A 23,064-nucleotide genomic window follows, 5' to 3' on the forward strand; every position below is an offset into this window, starting at 1 on the left:
GTACGTTACGATAACGATCGTTATTCAATAACTCCAGTGAAAGGCATTCCGATGGTCAGCACGCAGGCGAAAGAGTTCGCCGACTTCTTCGGCGCCCTGAGCGCGCGGTCCGCGAACCCCAATTTCGACCTGGACACGGTGCGCGACGTCATCGAGACGATGCACGTCGCCACCAAGGAACCCGAGGGCGTGACCTACGCCGAAGTGGACGCCGGCGGCGTCGAGGCGCTGTGGTGCATTCCCGTCGACAGTGACCCGGACCGGGTGTTGCTGCACGGCCACATGGGCGGCACCGTCGTCGCGTCCATGCACTCCGACCGCAAAGCCGCGGCGCACATCGCGAAGGCGGCGGGCGCGCGATCCCTGGTGCTCAACTTCCGACGCTCACCCGAACACAAATTCCCCGCCCAGGTCGATGATGTCCGCACCGCCTACAACTGGCTGCTGGCACAGGGCTATCGGCCGGAAAACATTGCCAGCGTTGGCCATTCGATCGGCGGCAACTTCGCGGTCGGCCTGGCGATCGCGCTGCGCGACGAAGGGGCAGCGCTGCCGGGTGCGATCGTGTCGATCTCCCCGTGGGTCGACCTGACGATGGCGAACCCGACCTACAACGGCAATGCCGAACGCGACCGGCTGCTGTCGCGTCCGCTCGCGGAGTTCTTCCGGTCATGCTGGCTGGACGACACCGGGGTGGGCTTCGACGACCCGCGGGTGAGTCTGATCGCCGCGAACCTGTCGGGGCTGCCGCCGACCGCGGTGTTCTGGGGCAGTGACGAAGTGCTGGCCGGCGAGGATGCCGAGTTCGCCCGTCGCCTCGAAGCGGCCGGAAACGACGTCTTGGTGGGCGAAGTCGAGGGTGGCCAGCACTCCTTCATCATCGGTGCGGGCTGGGTGCCCGAGACCGACGACGCGATTGCCGAGATCGGTGCCTGGCTGCGCAAAAAACTTGGGAGCTGACTAACCGAGCTGCGGAATCACTTCCGCGGCAAGGCGTTCCATCTGCTCGCGATTTTCTGCCACGTCGGCGCCCAGCGGGTTGAGCAGCAACGTCTGGGCGCCGGCGTCGAGCACCTCTTGGAGTCCGCGGACGACGTCAGCGGGCGTTCCGGACACCGGAACCGCTTCGATGCCGGATATCACCCCGCTGTAGGTGCGCTCTAGCCCGGCGAGCACCCGCTCGCGGGCACGTGCGGCGTCGTCGTCGACCATCAGATAAACGCGCTTGCTGATCGGAAAGTGGGCCGGGTCCTTCTGCTGTTTGTCGAGTTCGCGGCGCACGATCGGGACGGCTTCGGCGAAGGCCTCGGTGGGTGACGCGCCCGGGCCCATGTAGGCGTCCCCGTGGCGCACCGCCCGCGCCAAGGCCTTGGGGGCCATGCCACCGAACCAGATCGGCGGGTGCGGGCGCTGCACCGGTTTGGGTTGGAAGGGAAGGTCGGCGACGTCGCGGAACCGGCCATGGAAGTTCACCGTCGGCTCGTCGGACCAAGCCGCCTTCATCAGGGTCAGGCCCTCGGTGAAATACGAGATGAACGTGTCCTTTTCGACGCCGAACGCCGCGAGCGTGGGCCCGCCGCGCCCCGGTGCGACACCGATGTCCAGCCGGCCGTGACTGATCCGGTCGACCGTGGCCACCGCCGAAGCCAGCTGCAGCGGCTCATGCTGCGACGTCACCAGCACGGCCACCCCCAGTCGCACTCGCTCGGTGAAGGCCGCGCAGTACGACAGCAGTTCCAGCGGTGCCAGCAGCGGCCCGCGGCCGATGGTTTGCTCGAGCGTCCAGATTCCTTCGAATCCCATTTCTTCGGCGCGCATCACATAGGAGCGCATCCCCTCGGTGTCGAAGACGTCGTAGTCGAACTGCGGGATGGCAATCGAGAACCTCACGAACTCACCCTACGGGCGTCGATCGGTACGCTGCAGAGCATGTTCGCCTTTCTGCCTTCGCTGCCCGGTGTCGACGACGTGCGTGCCCTGGCCGACCGCGTCGATACGGCTCGCCACCACGGCGTACCCAATGGCTGCGTGCTGGAATTCAACCTGCGTTCGGTGCCGCCCGAGACGGCGGGCTTCGACCCGATGGCGTTCGTCACCGGGGCGGAGCGGCCGATAACGCTGCGCCAGGCGGTCGCGGCGATCCACCGCGCCGCCGAGGACTCCCGGGTAGCCGGGCTGATCGCGCGCGTGCAACTCGCGGCCTCACCGCCGGCCGCGGTCCAGGAGCTGCGCGACGCGATCGCCGCGTTCAGCGCGGTCAAGCCGTCGCTGGCCTGGGCCGAAACCTACCCGGGGACGTTGTCCTACTACTTGGCTTCGGCGTTCAGCGAGGTCTGGATGCAGCCGTCGGGCAGCGTAGGGCTGATCGGCTTCGCAAGCAATGCGACCTTCTTACGCACCGCCTTGGACAAGGCGGGGATCGATGCCGAGTTCGTCGCCAGAGGCGAATACAAGTCGGCGGCAAACGTTTTCACCGAAGAGGGCTTTACCGAAGCCCATCGCGAAGCGGTCACTCGGATGCTGGAAAGTCTGCAGGACCAGGTGTGGCACGGGATCGCCGAGTCACGCAAGATCGATGTGGCCGGGCTCGACGCCCTGGCCGACCGGGCCCCGCTGCTGCGCGACGACGCGGTGTCCTCCGGTCTGGTCGACCGGATCGGCTTCCGTGACCAGGCCCACGCGAGAATTGCGGAATTGATTGGCGTGGAAGGTGTTTCGCCTGACGAAGTCGACCCCGAGGCCGACCCGGAAAAGCTGGCGCCGCGGCTGAACTTGACGCGCTATTCCGCCGCGTCCCGGTCACGGCTGGTGCCGCCGGCGCCGCCGATCCCCGGTCGGCGCCCCAAGCCCACGTTCGCCGTGATCACGTTGCAGGGCCCGATCGTCAACGGCCGCGGCGGGCCGCAGTTCCTGCCGTTGGGCAACTCCAGCGCCGGGGGCGACACGATCGCGGCGGCGCTGCGGGAGGCCGCCCGCGACGATTCGGTATCGGCGATCGTCCTGCGGATCGACAGCCCCGGCGGTTCGGTCACCGCATCGGAGACCATCTGGCGCGAGGTCACGCGGGCCCGCGAACGCGGCAAGCCGGTAGTCGCATCGATGGGCTCGGTCGCCGCGTCCGGCGGTTACTACGCCGCGATGGCCGCCGACGCGATCGTGGCCAGCCCGGCCACGATCACCGGGTCGATCGGCGTTATCACCGGGAAGTTGGTGTTCCGCGGCCTCAAGGAGCGCTTCGGTGTGTCCTCAGATGCGGTGCGCACCAACGCCAATGCCGACGCGTGGTCGACCGATGTGCCCTTCACCGCGCAGCAGCGGGCCGATCGGGAGGCCGAGGCGGACCTGATCTACGACGACTTCGTGCAGCGTGTGGCCGAAGGCCGCAACCTGAGCACCGAGGCCGTCAACGCCGTCGCCCAGGGACGGGTCTGGACCGGAGCCGACGCCCTCGAACGCGGCCTGGTCGACGAACTCGGCGGCTTACGCACCGCGGTGCGCCGCGCCAAGGTCCTGGCCGGCCTGGACGAGGACGCCGATGTCCGGGTCGCCAACTTCCCGGGATCGTCGTTGCTGGCGCTGGTGCGCCCCCGGGCGTCCTCGCAGCCGGCGGCCGCATCGCTGCCCGACGCGCTGGGCGCACTGCTCGGCCGCACGGTTGCCGCGGTGGTGGAGAACCTCGAGCAGGCCGTCAGCGGTGCCAGCGTGCTGTGGCCGGGGGAGTCGCGCTTCTAGCCGTCGAGCCGGCCGCTGATGAAGATGATCTCGCCCAGCGGGTCATCGTTTTCCGGCGGCGGCACCTCCAGGCCGTTCTGGCCGAACAACTCCGTGCGCGTCACGCCCTCGACCGTCCAGCCCTTCGTGCCCAGATAGTCGACGACGTGGTTGCGCTGCCCGGCGTACACCAGCGACGCCATGTCGATGTCGACCCCGTGCTCCCGGAAAGAACCCGACATTTCCCGCACCCGATCGGCATCGAAATCCACGATGCCCGGGACGAATTCGGTGGCGATCGTGCTTCCCGGCACCGACAGGGCGGTGATGTTGTCGAACAACAGATCCTGGGCTTCGGGCGGCAGGTAGATCAGCAGCCCCTCGGCCAACCACGCCGTGGGCGCGGTGGTGTCGAATCCGGCGGCCCGGAGTGCGGCCGGCCAGTCCTGGCGCAGATCGATCGGAATGGTGCGCCGGATAGCCGTCGGCTGCGCTCCGATATCGGCCAAAGTGGTTGTCTTGAAATCGATTACCTGAGGCTGGTCGATTTCGTACACCACCGTCTCGGCGGGCCAGGGCAACCGGTAGGCGCGCGAGTCCAACCCGGACGCGAGGATTACTACCTGGCGCACGCCGGCAGCGGTGGCGTTGACGAAGTAGTCGTCGAAATACTTCGTGCGCACCGCCATCCCGTCGACCATCGCACGCATGCGGATCGGCGTGGCGTTCTCGATGGCCGACAGGTCGAGCTCACCGTCCATCATCTTGGTGAAGAAATCCACGCCGACCGCGCGCACGAGTGGCTCGGCGAACGGATCGTTGATCAGACCGCGTGGATCCTTCGTCGCCATGGCACGCCCGGTCGCGACCATGGTTGCGGTCGCGCCCACGCTGGACGCCAGATCCCAATTATCGTCGTGTGCGCGTGGCATGAGACGACCCTAACCAAGCCCTACTTCAGCGTCGCGGCCACATAGCTCATGTCGCCGAAGGCGGCCGTCATCTCGTCGGACGGAAACTCAAACCCGTTGCGCGCATACAGCTCCTTGGCGGAATGCGCCTGCACCTGCCAGCCGTGCGTGCTCAGATAGTCCACCACGACGCTTCGCTCGCCCTGGTAGAACAGATCGGCCGCGTTCAGGTTGAACCCGAAGCTGCGCCACCGGTCGCTGATCTGCTGCAAGCGCTCGTTGGTGAACGCGTTGGGGTCGGGCACATGCTCGGTGGCGACCCGGCTGCCCGGCGCACTCAGCGCGGTGATGTGGTCGAACAACCGGTCCTGGGCCTCCGGCGGCAGGTAGGGCAGCAGCCCTTCCGCACTCCAGGCGGTCGGCTGCGTGACGTCGAAGCCGGCCGCCCGCAGCGCCGCAGGCCAGTCGTCGCGCAGGTCGATCGCGACGGTACGGCGTTGCGCGCTCGGCTCGGCGCCGATACCGGCCAGGGTGTCGGTCTTGAACGCGATGACCTGGGGCTGGTCGATCTCGTAGACCACCGTGCCGGCCGGCCACGGCAGCCGATAGGCCCTGGTGTCCAGACCCGACGCCAGGATCACCGCCTGCCGCACACCGTCTTCGGTTGCGCTGGTGAAGAAGTCGTCGAAGAACCTGGTGCGCACCGTCATCTGATGGATCCGTGCCTGGCGGTTGAGCAGCGCGTCGTCCTCGAAATCGATCTTGCCGTCGATGACGCGGACGAAGACGTCCAGCCCGACGGCCCGCACCAGCGGATCCGCGTAGGGGTCGTCAAGGAGCGCGTCGGGTCCCTGTGACGCCACGGCGCGGGACGCGGCGACCATGGTGGCCGTCGCTCCCACGCTGTTGGCCAGGTCCCAGGTGTCGCCGTCGGTACGTCCTGACTCAGTGCTCATCTATTTCACTTTCTTTTCCAGGGTGCCGCTGGTGTAGAGCATCTCGCCCATCCGCATGTCGTCGTCTTCGAGCGGTTCGAAGCCGTTGTCGGCGAACAACTCCCGGATGCTGCTGCTCTGCAGGCGCCAACCGCGTTCGGCGAGGTATGCGACCGCCTCGTTGCGGTCGCCGAGGTAGACCAGACCCGCCATGTCCAGGTCGAACCCGTGGGCACGCCAACGTTCGGCGATGGTCTGCATGCGCTCGCGCATCTTGTCCACTTCACCGGGCTCCGGGTTGGGCGCGCTCTCGGTGGCCAGCCGGCTGCCCGGCGCGCTCAGTGCGGTGATGGTGTCCAGCAGCCGGTCCTGGGCCTCGGGCGGCAGGTAGCCGAGCAGGCCCTCGGCGCTCCATGCCGCCGGCTGGGCCGGGTCGAAGCCGGCGGTGCGCAGCGCGGTGGGCCAGTCGTCGCGCAGATCGATAGCCACCACCCGGCGATCGGCCGTCGGTGTGGCGCCCAGGTCGGCCAACGCCTTGGTCTTGAATTCGATGACCTGCGGCTGGTCCACCTCGTAGACCACCGTGCCGGCGGGCCATGCCAGCCGGTAGGCCCGCGAGTCGAGGCCGGACGCCAGGATCACAACCTGCTTGATACCAGCCGTCGTGGCATCGGTGAAGAACTCGTCGAAGAACTTGGTGCGCACGGCCATGTTGTCGGCCATCCGCGACATCGCCCCGGCCGATCCCGCCGCGCCGTCGTGGACGTCGTTCAGCTCGGCCGGGTCCAGTTCGCCGCTGGCCAGCCGGGAGAGCAGGTCCACGCCGACAGCCTTGACCAGCGGTTCGGCGAACGGGTCGTTGATCAGCGGGCGTTCGGCGCGCGATGCGATCGCGCGTGCTGCGGCGACCATCGTGGCCGTGACCCCTACGCTGGACGCCAAGTCCCAGGTATCGCCCTCGTATCTGGTGGAAGAAGTCATCTAGGTGTCCCCTCAATAGGATGTATTTAGCTTACCTTCGCTAATACTTAGCTGATATAACAAGCTTCCACCACTGTACGCTTCCGGCGATTCGGGGCAACCTCGACCAATGGCGTACCCCAACGCCCGTCGACTTGGGCTAAGCGGGCCGGACGGCCTGGTAAAAGGTGAGTTGGCCGACGATGCGTTGCCGCGTGGTGGCGAGTTCGGTGCAGTCGAATCCTGCCGCGCGCAGCAGTCTGGGCACCGCGTTCCCGAGGCTGCCGGCGGCGTGCGGGTTGTGCCGGATGAGCCGTGCCAGCAAGCCGCCGCTGGTCTCCTCGCCGCCGATGTCGACCAGGTGCAGCCTCCCGCCCGGACGCAGCACCCGAAATATTTCGGCTGCCGCGGCAGGCTTCGCGTCGTCGTTGATGTGATGCAGCATCATCGACGACAAGACCCGGTCGAATTCGCCGTCGGCGTAAGGCAGTCGTTCGGCGTAGCCCTGTTCGAACCGAATGCCGGTCAATCGGGCCGCCTTTCGCTTCGCGACTGCCAAGATGCGCGGGTCCGGGTCGCAACCGATCACGTCGGCCGCAGGCTGGGCGCGCTTGGCGCGAATCGCGAGATTTCCTGTGCCGCAGCCTATCTCCAGGACGCACTGACCATCGGCGATCTCGGCTTGGGTGATGAGGCGCTGGTAGACGCTGTTGAGGCCCATGAGCCGGGCGATCACGTCGTACGCGGGCAGAAAAGCAGCGTGACCCGTGGCGGGCAGGTAGTCATGTGAATGATGTTTAGTCATGTTGCCCATAGTGGACGGTTAGGCCACTGCATAATTGGGTGATCTTTGCCAAAAGTAGGACTATATTTTGCAATCATGACGCGGGCACCCCGACTGGTCGGCCACCGAGCCGGTGTGCCGATCTATCAATATCGCACCGATCCGGACATGTCTCCGGTGTCGCTGCACCGCCGCATGGGCGACCTCGGTGAGCGGGGCCGTCACATTCACGACTTCCCGGCGTTGTGGTACGTCCCCGCGACGGGCCTGGCGTACGTGGCAGCTGCCGGCGAGGTGCTCGACCCGGCGCGGTTCGAAGACTTAGATGGCGGCGTCGCGGTGTTCTTCGATCCCGTCGCGCTCGGTGAGGACGGCCGCTCGCCGTGGCCGGCCTGGCAGCGGCATCCGCTGCTCTTCCCGTTTCTGCACGGATTTTCCGGTGGGGTATTGCGCCTGGAGATACCTCAGGACCGACGGCCCATGTGGGACAACGCAATCGAATCGATCGAAGCCGAACTCACTGCCCGGCAGGATGGCTATCGACAGGCGGCCCTGGCGCACTTGACGCTACTGCTGATCGAGCTCGCGCGGCTGGCCCGCGATGTGGTGGCCGATCTCAAGCGCAGCGGCGAGCCGCTGCTGGCTGACGTGTTCGCGGTGATCGACCGCCGTCAGGGCGAGGCGTTGTCGCTGCGCGACGTGGCCGCTGAACTCGGCATCACGCCGGGGCATCTCACCACGGCGGTGCGTCGCCGCACCGGACGCACGGTGGGTGAGTGGATCATCGAACGCCGGATGGCGCAAGCGCGCACCTTGCTGGAGGAGACAGATCTTCCGGTTGCCGAGATCGCTCGGCGGGTTGGCGTTTTCGATCCCGGCTACTTCAGCCGGCAGTTCACCAGGGAGCACGGCATGCCGCCGCGGGACTGGCGCCGCCGCGCTGCCTAGGCCATTGCGCCGTGAGATCCCATGATCGGCAGATCAATTGGGGTGATGATGCCAGGGGCCGCGTCGCAGAGGAAGGGGATGGCGTTGACCGCCGCGACCGCGGTGCTGTCCATCAACACCGTCATCGCATCCTGGCCCGGATGGCCGAACCGGATCGTCGCGTCGACGTAGGGTTCGCCGTCGATAACCACACTGAAACCCTCGGGGTCTTCCCATTGCGGATCCAGCGCGTCGCTGCTCATCGTCCAGCAGATTGCCAACTCGATTGCGGGGCGGCCGTTGCGCAGACCGCGATAGGTGCGGCGCTGGCCCCCGGCGGTGCCGGCGGCGTACCGGACCCACCCCAGATCCAGATCCCGGGTCAGCACCGCGGGCTCGACGAATGCTTCTTTGGAGTCGAGTTCGACGCCGAGCATGGTGGCGATCATGTCGAGCGTCTCGAAGTAGCCGAGCCCGTAGCGTTGTGCCGACGGGTCGAGATGCGTCACCGGCTCTCGGGGCGGCTTGCCGAAGCCGAGCACTTTCCATACGTCTTGGACGGGATAAGTGGTGCAGTCCAACGTTTCAACAAGCTTGACGCTGTGCACTTTTCGGCACGCGCCCGTAAGGAAGCCGGCGACGACGTTGATGAACCCCGGCTCGAATCCCGTTCCCAGGAACGTCGCGCCGCCATGAAGCGCTGCCTCCCGCAGCGCCGCACGCTGGATTGGGTGGTGTGAACCGGTCAGGAAGTCTCCCGTGGTCACCACGTTGATTCCGCTGCGCAGCAGCCTGTCCACCAATTCGAAGTCGATGGCGCGCGGCATGTAGTTCACGCAATCCGGTGCCAGCTCGATCAACGCGTCGACATCGTCGGTCGCGGCCACACCGATCGGGGGACGCTCGGCGAGAACTCCTGCGTCACAACCGACTTTGTCGGACCCGAACGCGTGAACGCCGACCACCTCGAAATCGGCGCGATCGATCAGGGCACCGAGTGCTCGCTTACCGATGTTCCCGGTCGACCACTGAACTACTCGGTATCGGTCCATCGTGTTCCTTAGCCTGCCGAGGTGGCGTGTCTATTGCCAACAAAAAGTTAACGCACCCACGAAGTCCGGGCCGGCGTTGACACCCGACTCGAACACTGTTCTAATCAGAACACTGTTCGAACCGCGATGGGGCGAAATGGTGGAGGAAACCGTGGTGAATGCACCGGTGCTTCGCTATGGGGCGCTGGATCGGGCGCACCTGACCAAGCACCTGCTGCGACTGGCCAAGCGCGTCGGCGTCAACCGGGTCACGATGCGCGAACTCGCGGCCGAGGCGGGTACGGCAGCCTCATCGGTCTACTACCACGTCCGCGACAAGCGCGAGTTGCTCGATCTGGTGATCGAAACGGTGCTCGCCCAGATCCAGGTGCCGCGCCACGGCGACTGGGAGGCGCGTTTGATCAGGCTGTACACCAACGCGTGGAAGGTGTTGCTGGAGGTGCCCGGGATCGCGGCCTTACTGCAGGAGTATCCGCACACCGCCGCGGCCACAGAGATGGATCGCGCCTCGCGCAGCATCCTGGGTGAATCCGGTTTGCGGGCAGACGATTTCGAAGCGGCGCACGCCGCGTTGTACATCCACCTGCTGGGTTCGGTGCAGCTCGCCCACATCCGACACGCCGACGCCGCGGCCGGCCGGCCGAGCGAGCGGGTGTTCGCCTACGGGTTGCGGCTGATCCTCAACGGTTTGCGCACCGAGATAGGGGAGACCGCATCGTGACCGATACTACGATCGACCTGGCCGAACCGGGGATCTGGGCGTCGCGGTTTCCCGACGAACTGTTCGAAGCGTTGCGTGCCCGCACACCGGTGTTTCACCAGACGCTAACCAGTGCCGTGAAATCCGCTGTGGGTCGCGAGTTCTGGGTGTGCACGAAGCACGCCGACGTGGCGCGAGTGCACCGCGACCATGAGTCGTTCACAGCGACCGGCGGACCGTTGATTCAGGACGTGCCGCTGTTCGACGCTTATCCGGCCATCGTGAGTATGGACCCACCGGATCACACCATCCGTCGCAAGGTCATCTCGCGCGCATTCACTCCGCGCGCGGTGGCGAAGCTGGAAGACGGAATTCGCCAGCGGGCCAAACAGATGGCCGGTGCCCTGCTGGAATCCGGTGGGGGCGAGTTCGTGGATCTGGCTGCCGGACTGCCGATCTCGGTGATCGGCGACATCGTCGGGATCCCCGAGGCCGATCGGCCGCACGTGTTCGATCTGATCGAGCAGGTATTGAAGACCGCCGGTGCGCAGCTCGCCATGCCCGATGGCGACGACGTGTTGCCCTTCATCGAGTTGTTTCAGTACGCGAGCACGCTGACGGCGGCTAAGCGCGAACATCCCGTCGATGACATCTGGAGTGCGCTGTGTACCACGGAGATCTCCGCGGACTCGACCGAGAGTTTCCTGCTGCCTTCTAATGAACTGGAGATCTTCTTCTTCGTTCTCGGGTTGGCCGGCGCCGACACCACTCGCAACGCGTTGTGTGACGGAATTCGGGCCTTCGTCGCCAACCCGGAACAGATCGACGTCTACCGATCCGAACCCGACGCGCGGGCCAGCGCCGTCGAAGAGGTGCTCCGGTATTCCACGCCCATCATCTTCTGGGTACGCGGTGCAACGCGGGACGTGATCCTCGGTGACACGCTTGTCCCCGCGGGCGCGCGCGTCGTGACGATGTTGCGGTCGGCCAATCGTGACGAGGACGTATTCGAGGACCCGCACCGATTCGACCTTCGCCGTGATCCCAATCCCCATCAGTCATTCGGCGGCGGCGGCGCCCATCATTGCCTGGGCGCGATGCTTGCCCGCGCGGAAATCAGGGCCGCGCTGGACGAGATCCTGTTGAACGCCGACGTGATCGAAACCGGGGAACCGACGATGACGCTGCCTGATCTCTGCAACAACATGACCGTTTACGACTCGTTGCCGGTCACCCTCGGCTGAGCTTTTCGATCTCCAACCACTCGTCGACTTCGAATCCGTCGTCGACGGCGCGCAGCGACGCGCCGCCGTGGCCGGGATAGTGCGCGGGGATCACGGTGGCGTGTGCCTGCGCGGCCTCGGTGAAGATCCGGTGCCGGGTCGCCGCGGCAGCGGCGGCGTCCACGTCGAACGCGCAGGGGTCTGCGGGACGGCGCACCTGCAGCGGGCTGTGCGTGATGTCGCCGACGAACACTGTGGGGACCCCCGCATCCAGCCACAGCACCGAGGAGCCCGGTGTGTGTCCCGGGGCCGCCCGCAGCCGCAGTGACGGGCTGACGAGATAGTCCTGCGACCAACAGACGAGCTGTCCGGCCTCGTCGACGGGCAGCACACTGTCGGCGAACACCAGCTGATCCCCGCGCTGCTGGATCGCCTCCTGCTCGGTGCGCGGCGATCGCCGCGCCACTGGTCCGTCGGGGGCGAAGTAACGGTAATCGGCTGCGGGCGCGAGGTATCGGGCGTTGGGGAACGTCGGTACCCACACGTCGCCGTCGAGCATCGTGTTCCACCCGACGTGGTCGGAGTGAATGTGGGTATTGATCACCACGTCCACCGCGGCGCGGTCGATGCCGGCTGACTCCCAGGCGGTGAGGAAGGCGGTGTCCAACTGATCCAGCGGCGGCATGTGTGGGCGCTGACGGTCGTTGCCGACGCCGGTGTCCACCACGACGGTCAGCCCGTCGACCTCGACGACCCAGCTTTGCACCGCGATGCGCCATTTCTCGGTGTCGGGGTCGAAGAAGTCGGGCACCAGCAGATCGGCATTGTCGTGCCAACCGTCACGCGGGGTTTGTGTGAAAGACTTTGTGCCCAACTCGAACTGGAATTCCACGATGCGCGTCACGCAGGCGCGGCCGAGCTGCACGCGGCTCATCGGGGATTGGCGCGCAGGTAGCCGTAGACACCGGCGAAGTTGCGATTGACATCTTCGGGAATCGGCACCGGTCCGCCGAGAGCCCTTGCACCCCAGACGATTTGAGCGGTGCGCTCGACGAGGGCGGTGATGTGCAGGGCCTTGTCCGGGCGTGGCCCCACCGCGACCAGGCCGTGGTTGGCGATCAGCGCGGCGCCGCGGCCTTCCAGTGCCTTGACCGCGTTGACTCCGACGTCGGGGGTTCCGGACGCGGCGTAGTCGGCGCACCGAACGTCGCCGCCGACGTAGACCGCGAATTCGTCGATGCAAGCCGGAATCGGCTCATGCGCGATCGCGAACATGGTCGCCCACACCGGATGACTATGGATGACGCTGCCGATGTCGTCGTATGCGTGATAGGCCGCCAGGTGCAGTTGCATTTCCGACGACGGCGCCCGGCCGTCTTTTGCGTGCTGCACGGCACCGTGCGCGTCGATCAGTACCAAGTCGTCGAGCTCCATGTCCCGATAGTCGACCGACGAGGGGGTGATCACGATGTTGCCGTCGCGGCGTCGTGCCGAGATGTTGCCGGCGGTTCCCTCGACGAGCCCGCGACGCAGCATGTCTTTGGCCGCGTCCAGCACCGCGGTTTCCGGGTTGTCGACGAACTTCATGACCCCAGTACCTCCGGGTTGACGATATGGGCGGGCGTGTTGCCGGATAGCAACGCTTCCAGATCGTCGGCGACCATCTGCGCCTGCCGTGCCTCAGTGTCCCAGGTGGCTCCGCCGATGTGCGGTGTCAGCACGACATTGGGCATACCGACCAGCGGATGGTCCGTCGCCAGAAACTCGCCCACGAAATGGTCCAGGCCCGCCGCGGCCACCTTGCCGCTGCGCAGCGCGTCGACGAGCGCGTCGGTGTCGTGCAGTTGCGCGCGGGCGGTGTTGAGGAAAACCACGCCGTCGCGCATCGCGGCGAATTCCTTCGCGCCGATCATCCCGGTGGTGTCGTCGGTGACCGGCGCGTGCAACGAGATGACGTCGGCCTCGCTCAGCAGTTCATCGAGGCTGTGCCGGGCCTCGTCGTGATACGGGTCGTGCGCGATGACCCGCATGCCCAGCCCCGTCAACCGCCATCGCAGCGCCCGGCCGACGGCGCCAAGCCCCACCAGCCCGGCGGTGCGCCCCGCGATCTCCCACCCCCGGAAGCGCTGATAGGGGATGCTGCCATCGCGAAACATGTTGCCGCTGCGCACATCCGAGTCAGCGGTCAGCACGTGGCGGGTGGCGGAAAACAGCAGGGCGACCGCGATCTCGGCGACCGCATCGGCGTTGCGGGCCGGCGTATTGAGCACCGGGATGCCCGCCGCGGTGGCTCCGGCGATGTCGACATTGTTGGGGTCGCCGCGGGTGGATGCGATCGCACGCAGACCCACGTCCAACACCGGTCCGCGCACCGAGTCGCTCTCCACCACAACGACGTCGGCGGCTTCGGCGGTGATCCGTTCGGCCAACTGCTCGGGGCCGTAGATCCGCAGCGGGGCCGCCTCGATCCAGGGGTCGTACACCACATCGGCCAGCTGGCGGAGTTTGGCGAACCCCGGACCGCGCAGCGGCGCCGTCACCAGGGCACGCGGTCTTGATGTCACGAATGCCAATGCTGGCGTACGGTGGCGCCCGTGTCACGCAACGGCGTCACAATCGGCATCGACATCGGGACAACGGCGGTCAAAGCGGTCGCCGCCGACGCCGACGGCCGCGTGACGGCGCGAGTGCGCATTCCCCATCACGTTCGGGTGCCGGCGCCCAACCGGCTCGAGCACGACGCCGACGAGGCGTGGCGGCGCGGCCCGGTGGCCGCCCTCGAACAGGTGCGGCAGTTGGCTCCCGGGCCCGAGCCCCGTGCGGTGGCCGTTTCGGCGATGGTTCCCTCGCTGACCGCCGTGGATGCCGCGGGCCGGCCGTTCACCCCGGGGCTGCTCTACGGCGACGAGCGTGGCCGGGTCGACGGCGATCAATCGCTTCCCGCGCTGGGGGAAGCCGCCGAGTTCCTGCGCTGGACGGCCGCCGAAGCTCCCGGGGCGGCCGGGTACTGGCCGGCGCCGGCGGTGGCCAACCACGCGCTGGCCGGCGAGGCGGTGATCGACTTCGCCACCGCGGCCACCACGTATCCCCTCTTCGACGGCACCGGCTGGAATCAGGCCGCCTGCGCCGAACGCGGCGCCGCCCCCGCGCAGCTGCCGCGGGTGGAGACGATCGGCGCGGCGGCCGGGCAGCTACCCGGGACCCGAACCGTGCTCGGCACGGGTGCCGTCGACGCGTTGTGCGAGCAGATGGTGGCCGGTGCCGATCGCGACGGCGAGGTGCTGGTGATGTGCGGAACCACCCTGATCGTGTGGGTCACCGTTCCCGAGGCCCGCCAAGTGCCGGGGCTGTGGACCATTCCGCACACCAAGGCGCCCAAGAGCCAGATCGGCGGCGCCAGCAATGCCGGCGGGCTGTTTCTCGGCTGGGTGGATCGCGTGATCGGACCCGCCGACGCCGCCGGCGTCTTCCCCACGATCGATCCGCGCCGGATCCCGGTGTGGTCGCCCTACATTCGCGGCGAACGCACCCCGTTTAACGACCCGGACCGCCGCGCCGTGCTCGACGGCCTCGATCTGACCCACGGCCCCGCCGCATTGCGCAGAGCCGCCTACGAAGCGTCCGGATTCGTCGTTCGTCAGCTGATCGAGCTCAGTGGAGCGCCGGTGTCGCGCATCGTGGCCACCGGCGGCGGCACCCGGCTGCAGCCATGGATGCAGGCCATCGCCGACGCCACCGGCCGTCCGGTGGAGGTATCCGCGGTGGCCGAGGGCGCGGCGCTGGGAGCGGCCTTCCTGGCCCGGATGGCGGCCGGGTTGGAAACGTCGATCGCCGACGCCGCCCGCTGGGTCCGCACCGCGCGCATCGTCGACCCCGATCACGCCTGGACAGCCGCGGTGCAGGACCGCTACCGGCGATTCCTGGAACTGGGCGAGCACCCGTCGCGCGGATCAGAGTCGAGGATCTAGCGCGATACTCGGGTTGGCGTTCTAGTCTGGTGCAATGACTGACCAGGACCGCAAAGCCGCCCGCCGAGAGATCGCGGATGCCCTTCTGAAAGCTCTTGAACGCCGGCATGAAATAGCTGACGTCGTGGTGGAGTCGGAAAACAAGGCAGTCGCGGTCGAGGGGATCGTCAAACTGCTCGACACCTCGCACGCTGCCGCCGAAGCGGTGATGGGCATGCGCTTCGAACAGCTCACCATCGATTCGCGCCGCAAGATCCTCGCCGAGCTCGAAGACCTGAACAAGCAGCTGAGCTTCACGCTCGGCGAGCGGCCGGCCAGCTCGGGGGAGAGCCTGGAGCTGCGGCCCTTCTCCGCCGCCGAGGACCGCGACCTGTTCGCAACGCGCACCGCGGAAATCGGCGAGGCCGGCGACGGTTCTCGGGTCCCTGCCGGGAACATCGACGACGAGATCCGTGCCGCGCTCAAGCGGGTGGACGACGAAGAGGCGGCCTGGTTCGTCGCGCTCGATTCCGGCGAGAAGGTCGGAATGGTGTTCGGCGAACTCGTCGCCGGCGAGGTGAACGTGCGAATCTGGATTCACCCCGAGCACCGCAAGCACGGCTACGGCACCGCCGCGCTCCGCAAGTCGCGCTCGGAGCTGGCATGGTGCTTTCCCGCCGTGCCATTGGTGGTCCGGGCGCCGGCGGCCAAACCGGAGTAACTACTCGCGGACAGCGGTGACGGCGATGCTGTTCTGCAGCGATTGCATGCTGTCTCCGGCCGGCGCGGACAGCCCGGCCTCGGCGAACATCTCGGCGCGGGTCCGGGTGGACACCGACCAGCCCTGCGCGGCCAGGTATTCCGCGGCCGGGGTGCGCTCGCCGTAGTAGACCAGCGTCGACACGTCGACGTCGAAGCCGAACTTGCCCCAGCGGTCGGCCATCGCCTTGGCGCGTCGCTGCAGCAGCGGCATGCTGCTGTCGCGATGGTATTCGGTCGCCAGCCAGCTGCCCGGCGCGCTCAGCGTCGTGATCGCGTCGAACAGCCGGTCCTGCGCGTCCGGCGGCAGGTACATCAGCAGGCCCTCGGCGCTCCATGCCGCGGGCTTGGTCTCATCGAAACCGCTGTGCCGCAATGCATTCAGCCAGTCCTCGCGCAAGTCGACGGCAACAGTGCGTCGCTGGGCGGTGGGCTCGGCGCCCAAGTGCGACAACGTGGTGGACTTGAACTCGACGACCGCCGGTTGATCGACCTCGTACACGACGGTGCCCGCGGGCCAATCCAACCGATAGGCACGCGAATCGAGGCCCGCGGCGAGGATCACGGCCTGGCGCACGCCCGCGGCGGTCGCGTCGGTGAAAAAGTCGTCGAAGAACTTGGTGCGCACGGCCATCATGTTGACCATCCGCTCCAGGTTGAACTCCGCGTCGAGGTCGGCGTCGGGTGCGATACCGCCACTCTCATCGGTGATTTCGCCGTCGAGCACGCCGGTGAAGAAGTCCATCCCCACCGCCCGCACCAGTGGGTCGGCGAATGGGTCGTCGATCAGGGCGTTGGGTCGCTTGCTGGCGATTGCGCGGGCAGCGGCGACCCAGGTCGCGGTCGCCCCCACGCTCGAGGCCAGGTCCCAGGTGTCTTGATCGGTGCGTGCCACGCTCAATCCCCCAGCGTTGCGGACAAGTATCTGATGTCGCCGAACGCGACCATGGACGGTTCGGTGGGAAACTCAAAACCGTTGTGCGCGTACATCTCCGGAGTGCTGCGCACCGTCGTCTGCCAGCCCCGCTCGGTGAGGTAGGCCGACACGTCATTGCGCTCGCCGGTGTAGACGAGTTCGGACCAGTTCAGGTTCAGGCCCATCCGGCGCCACCGTTCGCTCATCTCGCGACCCCGCTTTTCGACGCGGTCCCGCATGTCGGGTACGTAGCCGGTACCGATCCGGCTGCCGGGCGCCGACAGCGCCGTGATGTTGTCGAACAGGCGATCCTGGGCGTCCGGCGGCAGGTACCCGAGCAGGCCTTCGGCGATCCAGGCGGTTGGCTGCGTCGAGTCGAATCCGTTGCCGCGCAACGCCGCCGGCCAGTCGTCGCGCAGGTCCACCGCCACCGTCCGGCGCTCGGTGGTCGGGGCCGCACCGAGGTCGGTCAAGGTGCGGGTCTTGAACTCGATCACCTGCGGCTGGTCGATCTCGTAGAGCACGGTTCCGTCCGGCCACGGCAACCGGTAGGCGCGGGTGTCCAGCCCGGACGCGAGGATGACCGCCTGGCGCACACCGGCTTCGGCGGCATCGAGGAGAAAGGTGTCGAAGTACCGGGTGCGCACCGCCATGCCTTCGCTGAGCCGCTGCGCGGTGAATGCGGGATCGTCCTCGGCGACCTCGACCTCGCCGTTCATCATCCGGATGAAGGCGTCGACCCCGACGGCGTTGACCAGCGGCTCGGCGAAGGGATCGTCGATCAACGGATTGGGGCCCTTGGACGCCATCGCCCGGCGGGCCGCCACCGCGGTGGCGGTGGCTCCCACGCTGGATGCCAAATCCCAGCTGTCTCCGTCGAATCGCTTGCTGTCGGTGCTCGTCATGCCTGCGCTCCTAACTGAGGGTGGCGGTAACCGAGACGATGTTGCGCAGTTGGGACAGGGCCTCGCTGTCATGGAAATCGCGGCCGTAGTCGGCGAAGAGTTCGCGCCGTGGCCGCGAGCTCACCTTCCACCCGTGCGCGCTCAGGTACTCGACGACATCGCTGCGATCGCCGTCGAAGAACAACTGCGACAGGTCGATGTCGCAGCCCAGGTTGAGCCAGCGCTGGTTGAACTCCTGCGCGCGCTCCGACATCGTCGTCTCCGAGGGCGGATGGAACTCGGTGGCCAGCATGCTCCCGGGTGCCGACAGCGAGGTGATGTTGTCGAAGAGCCGGTCCTGGGCGTCCGGGGGCAGATACATCAGTAACCCCTCGGCACTCCACGACGTCGGCTGGGTTACGTCAAACCCGCTGCTACGCAAGGCTGTTGGCCAGTCGTCACGAAGATCGATGCTGACGGTGCGTCGCTCGGCAGACGGTAGGGCGCCCAGTTTGGACATCGTGGTGGTCTTGAATTCGATGACCTGGGGCTGATCTACCTCGTAGACGACGCTGCCGTCCGGCCAGGACAGGCGATAGGCGCGCGCGTCGAGTCCGGCGGCCAGAATCACCGCCTGGCGGATGCCGTCACGAGCGGCGTTCAGAAAGAAGTCGTCGAAGAAGCGGGTTCGCACCGCGATCGAGTCGGTCTCGACCTGCAGGTCGCCCAGGCCGCCCTCGGGCGTCTCGGCCGTGGTCAGCTTGCCGTCGACCACGCGGGTGAAGAAGTCCAGCCCGACCGCCCGCACCAACGGTCCCGCGAATGGATCGTTGATGATCGGGTTGTCCTCGTTGCTGGCCACCGCGCGGGCCGCGGCGACCATGGTGGCCGTGGCGCCGACGCTCGAGGCCAAATCCCAACTGTCTTGGTCAGTGCGTGTCATCGTGCTCCTCGATCCTCGGCGGCAGCTTTGATACTTAGCAAATGCAACGAGCTTCCAAAACTCTACGCCTGGATGCTGTCCGCTTCCTGAATTTTTTGAGCCCTTTTGGTACGGCTCCACGACGCCCTTTTAAGGATCTACTCCGACCAGCTGTTAGTCTCGTACACGATTTGACGCGTGACGCCGTACGTCCTGGCCTGCGGGTGTTGAGCGCGCGTAAACGCAGGAAGACCCCCGGCCGCGCAGGAGGATAGAAGTGCTTTCGGCTTTCATCTCGTCGCTGCGAACAGTCGACTTGAGACGGAAGATCCTCTTCACGCTCGGCATTGTCGTGCTGTATCGCGTCGGCGCCGCTTTGCCATCGCCCGGCGTCAACTTCCCGAATGTGCAGCAGTGCATTAAAGAGGCCAGCGGCGGCGAAGCCGGGCAGATCTATTCGCTGATCAACCTGTTCTCCGGCGGTGCGCTGCTCAAGCTCACCGTGTTCGCGGTGGGCGTGATGCCCTACATCACGGCGAGCATCATCGTGCAGCTGCTCACCGTCGTCATTCCACGGTTCGAGGAATTACGCAAAGAGGGCCAGTCCGGCCAGGCCAAGATGACGCAGTACACGCGTTATCTGGCGATCGCGCTGGCCATCCTGCAGGCCACCAGCATCGTGGCGCTGGCGGCCAACGGCGGTCTGCTGCAGGGCTGCTCGCTGGACATCATCGCCGACCAGAGCATCTTCACCCTGGTCGTCATCGTGCTCGTCATGACCAGCGGCGCGGCGCTGGTGATGTGGATGGGTGAGCTGATCACCGAACGCGGCATCGGCAACGGCATGTCGCTGCTGATCTTCGTCGGCATCGCCGCCCGCATTCCGTCCGAGGGCAAGACGATCCTGGACAGCCGCGGCGGCATGATCTTCACCGCCGTGCTGCTCGCCGCGCTGCTGATCATCGTCGGCGTGGTCTTCGTTGAGCAGGGCCAGCGCCGGATCCCGGTGCAGTACGCCAAGCGCATGGTGGGCCGGCGCATGTACGGGGGCACCTCGACGTATCTGCCGCTCAAGGTCAACCAGGCCGGTGTTATCCCCGTCATCTTCGCGTCGTCGCTGATCTACATCCCACACCTGATCACCCAGTTGATCCGCAGCGGCAGCGGGGGCGTGGGCACCAGCTGGTGGGACAAGTTCGTCGGCACCTACCTGTCGGACCCGAGCGATCCGGTCTACATCGGCATCTACTTCGGGCTGATCATCTTCTTCACGTACTTCTACGTGTCGATCACCTTCAATCCCGACGAGCGCGCTGACGAAATGAAGAAGTTCGGCGGCTTCATCCCCGGCATCCGGCCGGGCAAGCCCACCGCCGACTACCTGCGCTTCGTGCTGAGCCGGATCACGCTCCCCGGCTCGATCTACCTCGGTGCGATCGCGGTGCTGCCCAACCTGTTCCTGCAGATCGGGAACGCCGGGACGGTGCAGAATCTGCCATTCGGTGGTACGGCGGTTCTGATCATGATTGGTGTCGGGTTGGATACCGTCAAACAGATCGAGAGTCAGCTGATGCAGCGCAACTACGAAGGGTTCCTCAAGTGAGAGTCGTTTTGCTGGGGCCACCGGGGGCGGGTAAGGGCACACAGTCGGAGAAACTCAGCGAAAAGCTCGGCATTCCGCAGATCTCCACCGGGGACCTGTTCCGGAGCAACATCGGGCAGGGCACCAAGCTCGGCTTGGAGGCCAAGCGCTATCTGGACGCGGGCGACCTGGTGCCCTCCGAGCTGACCAACCAGCTCGTCGACGACCGGCTGAACGACCCGGACACCGCCAACGGCTTCATCCTGGACGGATATCCCCGATCGATCGAGCAGGCCAGAGCGCTGCACGAAATGCTGGAACGCCGCGGCACCGACATCGACGCGGTGCTGGAGTTCCGGGTGTCCGAGGACGAGTTGCTGGAGCGCCTCAAGGGCCGTGGCCGCGCCGACGACACCGAGGACGTCATCATCAACCGGTTCAAGGTCTACAACGACGAGACCGCGCCGCTGCTGGATTACTACCGCGACGAACTCAAGACGATCGACGCCATCGGATCGTTGGACGAGGTATTCGCGCGCGCGCTGCGAGCGCTGGGCAAGTAGTGATGCGCGCGCTGGCGCGGCTGCGCAGAAGCAAGGTAGTGCCGCAGCGCAGCGCCGGCGAACTCGACGCGATGGCTGCGGCCGGCGCCGTGGTGGCCAACGCCCTGCAGGCGGTGCACGCGGCCGCGGTTGCCGGAGTATCCACGCTGAGCCTGGACCACATCGCCGAGTCGGTGATCCGGGAGGCCGGCGCGACGCCGTCGTTCCTGGGCTATCACGGCTACCCGGCGTCGATCTGCGCGTCGGTCAACGACCGGGTGGTGCACGGCATCCCCTCCGCGGCGGAAGTACTCGCCCACGGTGACCTGGTCTCCATCGACTGCGGTGCGGTCCTGAACGGCTGGCACGGCGATGCGGCGATCACGTTCGGGATCGGAACACTCGATCCCAACGACGAGGCCCTCTGCGCGGCGACCCGGGAGTCGCTGGAAGCCGGCATCGCGGCCATGATCCCGGGCAACCGGTTGACCGATGTCGCGCACGCCATCGAGATGGGAACGCGGGCGGCCGAGGTTCGCCACCGCCGCGCGTTCGGCATCGTCGAGGGTTACGGCGGCCACGGCATCGGCCGGCAGATGCACATGGACCCGTTCCTGCCCAACGAGGGATCACCCGGCCGCGGACCGCTGCTGGCCCCCGGTTCGGTGCTGGCCATCGAGCCGATGCTGACCCTCGGAACAGGTAAAACGCTGGTGCTCGACGATGACTGGACGGTCACCACCACCGATGGCTCACGTGCGGCGCACTGGGAGCACACGGTGGCGGTCACCGAGGACGGGCCCCGCATTCTCACCTTGAACTGATCTCGAACTAAACGCCTGTTCCACTCGTTTCAATGGGCAGGAGGTGATCGAGTGGCTCGGGGCGCAGGTACTTGGCGGGCTTCGGGGGCGGCGGAAGCTGCGCTGATGAAGGCGCTCTACGACGAGCACGCGGCGGTCTTGTGGCGCTATGCGTTGCGGCTGACCGGCGATGCGGCCCACGCCGAGGACGTCGTTCAGGAAACTCTGCTGAGGGCCTGGCAGCATCCGGAAGTCGTCGGTGACACCGAGCGGTCGGCCCGAGCCTGGTTGTTCACCGTTGCCCGCAACATGATCATCGACGATCGCCGCAGCGCCCGGTATCGCAATGTAGTCGGCTCGCTCGACGAAGAGGGAGCACCCGAACAGGCCACGCCCGACGAGGTCAACGCGGCGCTGGACCGGTTGCTGATCGCCGACGCGATGACGCAACTGTCCACGGAACACCGCGCCGTTATCGAGCGTTCGTACTACCGCGGATGGACCACCGCGCAGATTGCTGCAGACCTTGACATTGCCGAAGGAACCGTGAAGTCGCGACTACACTATGCCGTGCGGGCTTTGCGGCTCACTCTGCAGGAACTCGGAGTTACTCGATGACAGCGCGATGCCTTTTCGGGGCACCAATCCGTGTGGTCATCGGCTCCGAATGCTTGAAGGGTGACAGGAGATGGATGAAATGAAGACGCCGATTCCGGGGGTAGGCCCACCCGGCGACAACGAGGTCTTTGGTCTGATCATGGGTGACAATCACCGCTACGCGATGTGGGATGCCGCATACGTGTTGGGGTCGCTGTCGTCGGTCGACCGCCGTGAATTCGAAGGGCACATGCTGCAGTGCCCGGCTTGCCGCGACGCCGTCGCCGAGCTCAGTGGAGTGCCGGCCCTGCTTTCGCAACTCGACCGCGAAGAAGTTGCCGCGATCGCTGAGTCCGGTGACCTCCCGCCGGCGACGCCGGAGCCCACACCCGAGCTGTTGCCGTCGTTGCTGGCAAAGGTGGCCTGGCGCCGCCGCCGAACGCGGGCGATCACCTGGGTGGCCTCGTCCGCCGCGGCCGCGGTATTAGCGGTCGGCGTGTTCGTCGGCATTCAGGGTCATAGCCCGTCGGCAACCCCGGCACAGCCGGTGGCCGCTTCGGCGGAGATGGCGCAGGTGGGTACCAACCTCCTGGCGTCGACGGTGCAGATTTCCAGCCAGCACTGGGGGACGTCCATCAACTTGAAGTGCGTCTGCCTGGCACCGCCGTATGCGCACCACGACACGTTGGCGATGGTGGTGGTCGGTCGCGACGGCAGCCAAACCCGGCTGGCTACCTGGGTGGCCGAACCCGGCCACACCGCGACGCCCGCCGCGAGCATCTCGACGCCGATCGAGCAGATCGCCGCCGTGCAGGTGGTCGCCGCCGACAGTGGTCAGGTTTTGTTGCAGCGTTCGCTGTAAAACCTCCCCAGGTGAACCGGCGGCTCACCTGACTCGTGCCTTAGGCA

24 protein-coding genes are annotated in these 23,064 nt (G+C 66.7%); 12 read left to right on the forward strand and 12 right to left on the reverse strand.

Annotation, left to right across the window (positions count from 1 at the left end; genetic code table 11):
• The first annotated feature begins 36 nt into the window (after positions 1–36).
• Complete coding sequence (locus ACAG21_RS02165) at positions 37–960, forward strand: alpha/beta hydrolase fold domain-containing protein (protein ID WP_370494391.1); 924 nt, start codon at positions 37–39, stop codon at positions 958–960.
• Here the strand turns inward: ACAG21_RS02165 and ACAG21_RS02170 are convergent, their stop codons facing one another.
• The gene (locus tag ACAG21_RS02170) at positions 961–1,890 is read right to left on the reverse strand and encodes an LLM class flavin-dependent oxidoreductase (RefSeq protein ID WP_370494392.1); all 930 of its coding nucleotides are present in this window, start codon (positions 1,888–1,890) and stop codon (positions 961–963) included.
• A gap of 39 nt (positions 1,891–1,929) precedes the next feature.
• On the opposite strand from ACAG21_RS02170, the gene sppA reads away from it, so the two are divergent.
• A complete protein-coding gene (sppA, locus tag ACAG21_RS02175; RefSeq protein ID WP_370494393.1) occupies positions 1,930–3,732 on the forward strand; it encodes a signal peptide peptidase SppA in 1,803 nt (600 codons plus the stop codon).
• Here the strand turns inward: sppA and ACAG21_RS02180 are convergent.
• The 4 genes from ACAG21_RS02180 to ACAG21_RS02195 form a co-directional block, all read right to left on the reverse strand.
• Positions 3,729–4,643: a class I SAM-dependent methyltransferase gene (locus ACAG21_RS02180; protein WP_370494394.1), complete on the reverse strand. Its 915-nt coding sequence runs from the start codon at positions 4,641–4,643 to the stop codon at positions 3,729–3,731. The two genes, sppA and ACAG21_RS02180, sit on opposite strands and share 4 nt — an antisense overlap.
• Positions 4,644–4,663: 20 nt before the next feature.
• Positions 4,664–5,578 carry a class I SAM-dependent methyltransferase gene (locus ACAG21_RS02185; protein ID WP_370494396.1) on the reverse strand — a complete coding sequence of 305 codons (915 nt, stop codon included), beginning with the start codon at positions 5,576–5,578 and terminating at the stop codon, positions 4,664–4,666.
• The gene (locus tag ACAG21_RS02190; RefSeq protein ID WP_370494397.1) at positions 5,579–6,538 is read right to left on the reverse strand and encodes a class I SAM-dependent methyltransferase; all 960 of its coding nucleotides are present in this window, start codon (positions 6,536–6,538) and stop codon (positions 5,579–5,581) included.
• A gap of 139 nt (positions 6,539–6,677) precedes the next feature.
• The gene (locus tag ACAG21_RS02195) at positions 6,678–7,322 is read right to left on the reverse strand and encodes a class I SAM-dependent methyltransferase (RefSeq protein ID WP_370494398.1); all 645 of its coding nucleotides are present in this window, start codon (positions 7,320–7,322) and stop codon (positions 6,678–6,680) included.
• A 75-nt stretch (positions 7,323–7,397) separates the two neighbouring features.
• Here ACAG21_RS02195 and ACAG21_RS02200 point away from each other — a divergent pair, with 75 nt between their 5' ends.
• On the forward strand, positions 7,398–8,249 hold the full coding sequence (locus tag ACAG21_RS02200) for a helix-turn-helix transcriptional regulator (protein WP_370494399.1): 852 nt from the start codon (positions 7,398–7,400) through the stop codon (positions 8,247–8,249).
• Here the strand turns inward: ACAG21_RS02200 and ACAG21_RS02205 are convergent.
• On the reverse strand, positions 8,246–9,280 hold the full coding sequence (locus tag ACAG21_RS02205) for a dihydrodipicolinate reductase (protein WP_370494400.1): 1,035 nt from the start codon (positions 9,278–9,280) through the stop codon (positions 8,246–8,248). The genes ACAG21_RS02200 and ACAG21_RS02205 overlap by 4 nt on opposite strands.
• 154 nt (positions 9,281–9,434) lie before the next feature.
• On the opposite strand from ACAG21_RS02205, the gene ACAG21_RS02210 reads away from it, so the two are divergent.
• Both ACAG21_RS02210 and ACAG21_RS02215 read left to right on the forward strand, forming a co-directional pair.
• Positions 9,435–10,001, forward strand: coding sequence for a TetR/AcrR family transcriptional regulator (locus ACAG21_RS02210; protein ID WP_370494401.1), 567 nt, complete (start codon positions 9,435–9,437; stop codon positions 9,999–10,001).
• Positions 9,998–11,224: a cytochrome P450 gene (locus ACAG21_RS02215; protein WP_370494402.1), complete on the forward strand. Its 1,227-nt coding sequence runs from the start codon at positions 9,998–10,000 to the stop codon at positions 11,222–11,224. Before ACAG21_RS02210 ends, ACAG21_RS02215 begins: the two co-directional genes overlap by 4 nt.
• On the opposite strand, the gene ACAG21_RS02220 is transcribed toward ACAG21_RS02215, so the two are convergent.
• The 3 genes from ACAG21_RS02220 to ACAG21_RS02230 are packed head-to-tail and all read right to left on the reverse strand — an operon-like array spanning position 11,211 to position 13,767.
• Positions 11,211–12,137: an MBL fold metallo-hydrolase gene (locus tag ACAG21_RS02220; RefSeq protein ID WP_370494403.1), complete on the reverse strand. Its 927-nt coding sequence runs from the start codon at positions 12,135–12,137 to the stop codon at positions 11,211–11,213. The genes ACAG21_RS02215 and ACAG21_RS02220 overlap by 14 nt on opposite strands.
• Positions 12,134–12,790, reverse strand: coding sequence for an L-fuculose-phosphate aldolase (locus ACAG21_RS02225; protein WP_370494404.1), 657 nt, complete (start codon positions 12,788–12,790; stop codon positions 12,134–12,136). The genes ACAG21_RS02220 and ACAG21_RS02225 overlap by 4 nt, the downstream gene beginning before the upstream one ends.
• The gene (locus ACAG21_RS02230; protein ID WP_370494405.1) at positions 12,787–13,767 is read right to left on the reverse strand and encodes an NAD(P)-dependent oxidoreductase; all 981 of its coding nucleotides are present in this window, start codon (positions 13,765–13,767) and stop codon (positions 12,787–12,789) included. The genes ACAG21_RS02225 and ACAG21_RS02230 overlap by 4 nt, the downstream gene beginning before the upstream one ends.
• Positions 13,768–13,797: 30 nt before the next feature.
• Between ACAG21_RS02230 and ACAG21_RS02235 the strand changes: the two genes are divergently transcribed.
• Together ACAG21_RS02235 and ACAG21_RS02240 are read left to right on the forward strand one after the other, a co-directional pair.
• Positions 13,798–15,171 (forward strand): FGGY-family carbohydrate kinase, encoded by a 1,374-nt coding sequence (locus ACAG21_RS02235; RefSeq protein WP_370494406.1) that lies wholly within the window; start codon positions 13,798–13,800, stop codon positions 15,169–15,171.
• Positions 15,172–15,205: 34 nt separating this feature from the next.
• Positions 15,206–15,871: a GNAT family N-acetyltransferase gene (locus ACAG21_RS02240; protein WP_370494407.1), complete on the forward strand. Its 666-nt coding sequence runs from the start codon at positions 15,206–15,208 to the stop codon at positions 15,869–15,871.
• Here ACAG21_RS02240 and ACAG21_RS02245 read toward each other — a convergent pair whose 3' ends face one another.
• The 3 genes from ACAG21_RS02245 to ACAG21_RS02255 are packed head-to-tail and all read right to left on the reverse strand — an operon-like array spanning position 15,872 to position 18,652.
• Entirely contained in the window at positions 15,872–16,804 is a 933-nt protein-coding gene (locus tag ACAG21_RS02245) for a class I SAM-dependent methyltransferase (RefSeq protein ID WP_370494408.1), read from the reverse strand.
• 2 nt (positions 16,805–16,806) lie between these two features.
• Positions 16,807–17,730, reverse strand: coding sequence for a class I SAM-dependent methyltransferase (locus ACAG21_RS02250; RefSeq protein ID WP_370494409.1), 924 nt, complete (start codon positions 17,728–17,730; stop codon positions 16,807–16,809).
• Positions 17,731–17,740: 10 nt separating this feature from the next.
• The gene (locus tag ACAG21_RS02255; protein WP_370494410.1) at positions 17,741–18,652 is read right to left on the reverse strand and encodes a class I SAM-dependent methyltransferase; all 912 of its coding nucleotides are present in this window, start codon (positions 18,650–18,652) and stop codon (positions 17,741–17,743) included.
• Positions 18,653–18,908: 256 nt separating this feature from the next.
• Between ACAG21_RS02255 and secY the strand changes: the two genes are divergently transcribed.
• The 5 genes from secY (at position 18,909) to ACAG21_RS02280 (ending at position 23,017) form a co-directional block, all read left to right on the forward strand.
• Positions 18,909–20,234 (forward strand): preprotein translocase subunit SecY, encoded by a 1,326-nt coding sequence (gene secY / locus ACAG21_RS02260; RefSeq protein WP_370494411.1) that lies wholly within the window; start codon positions 18,909–18,911, stop codon positions 20,232–20,234.
• A complete protein-coding gene (locus tag ACAG21_RS02265) occupies positions 20,231–20,776 on the forward strand; it encodes an adenylate kinase (protein ID WP_370494412.1) in 546 nt (181 codons plus the stop codon). Before secY ends, ACAG21_RS02265 begins: the two co-directional genes overlap by 4 nt.
• 2 nt (positions 20,777–20,778) lie before the next feature.
• On the forward strand, positions 20,779–21,579 hold the full coding sequence (gene map / locus ACAG21_RS02270) for a type I methionyl aminopeptidase (RefSeq protein WP_370494413.1): 801 nt from the start codon (positions 20,779–20,781) through the stop codon (positions 21,577–21,579).
• A 51-nt stretch (positions 21,580–21,630) separates the two neighbouring features.
• Positions 21,631–22,176 (forward strand): sigma-70 family RNA polymerase sigma factor, encoded by a 546-nt coding sequence (locus ACAG21_RS02275; RefSeq protein WP_370494414.1) that lies wholly within the window; start codon positions 21,631–21,633, stop codon positions 22,174–22,176.
• A gap of 70 nt (positions 22,177–22,246) precedes the next feature.
• Complete coding sequence (locus ACAG21_RS02280; protein ID WP_370494415.1) at positions 22,247–23,017, forward strand: anti-sigma factor; 771 nt, start codon at positions 22,247–22,249, stop codon at positions 23,015–23,017.
• The last annotated feature ends 47 nt before the right edge of the window (positions 23,018–23,064 follow it).

The sequence above is a fragment of the Mycobacterium sp. pR1184 genome (assembly GCF_041287235.1).
GTDB lineage: Bacteria > Actinomycetota > Actinomycetes > Mycobacteriales > Mycobacteriaceae > Mycobacterium.

What these genes read in the sequence shown, in the direction of transcription:
- ACAG21_RS02205 (WP_370494400.1), bottom strand. Translation starts at nt 9,280, where the DNA reads ATGGACCGATACCGAGTAGTTCAGTGGTCGACCGGGAACATCGGTAAG.
- ACAG21_RS02185 (WP_370494396.1), bottom strand. Translation starts at nt 5,578, where the DNA reads ATGAGCACTGAGTCAGGACGTACCGACGGCGACACCTGGGACCTGGCC.
- ACAG21_RS02240 (WP_370494407.1), top strand. Translation starts at nt 15,206, where the DNA reads ATGACTGACCAGGACCGCAAAGCCGCCCGCCGAGAGATCGCGGATGCC.
- sppA (WP_370494393.1), top strand. Translation starts at nt 1,930, where the DNA reads ATGTTCGCCTTTCTGCCTTCGCTGCCCGGTGTCGACGACGTGCGTGCC.
- ACAG21_RS02180 (WP_370494394.1), bottom strand. Translation starts at nt 4,643, where the DNA reads ATGCCACGCGCACACGACGATAATTGGGATCTGGCGTCCAGCGTGGGC.
- ACAG21_RS02225 (WP_370494404.1), bottom strand. Translation starts at nt 12,790, where the DNA reads ATGAAGTTCGTCGACAACCCGGAAACCGCGGTGCTGGACGCGGCCAAA.
- ACAG21_RS02195 (WP_370494398.1), bottom strand. Translation starts at nt 7,322, where the DNA reads ATGACTAAACATCATTCACATGACTACCTGCCCGCCACGGGTCACGCT.
- ACAG21_RS02255 (WP_370494410.1), bottom strand. Translation starts at nt 18,652, where the DNA reads ATGACACGCACTGACCAAGACAGTTGGGATTTGGCCTCGAGCGTCGGC.
- ACAG21_RS02200 (WP_370494399.1), top strand. Translation starts at nt 7,398, where the DNA reads ATGACGCGGGCACCCCGACTGGTCGGCCACCGAGCCGGTGTGCCGATC.
- ACAG21_RS02220 (WP_370494403.1), bottom strand. Translation starts at nt 12,137, where the DNA reads ATGAGCCGCGTGCAGCTCGGCCGCGCCTGCGTGACGCGCATCGTGGAA.
- ACAG21_RS02280 (WP_370494415.1), top strand. Translation starts at nt 22,247, where the DNA reads ATGGATGAAATGAAGACGCCGATTCCGGGGGTAGGCCCACCCGGCGAC.
- ACAG21_RS02250 (WP_370494409.1), bottom strand. Translation starts at nt 17,730, where the DNA reads ATGACGAGCACCGACAGCAAGCGATTCGACGGAGACAGCTGGGATTTG.
- ACAG21_RS02190 (WP_370494397.1), bottom strand. Translation starts at nt 6,538, where the DNA reads ATGACTTCTTCCACCAGATACGAGGGCGATACCTGGGACTTGGCGTCC.
- map (WP_370494413.1), top strand. Translation starts at nt 20,779, where the DNA reads ATGCGCGCGCTGGCGCGGCTGCGCAGAAGCAAGGTAGTGCCGCAGCGC.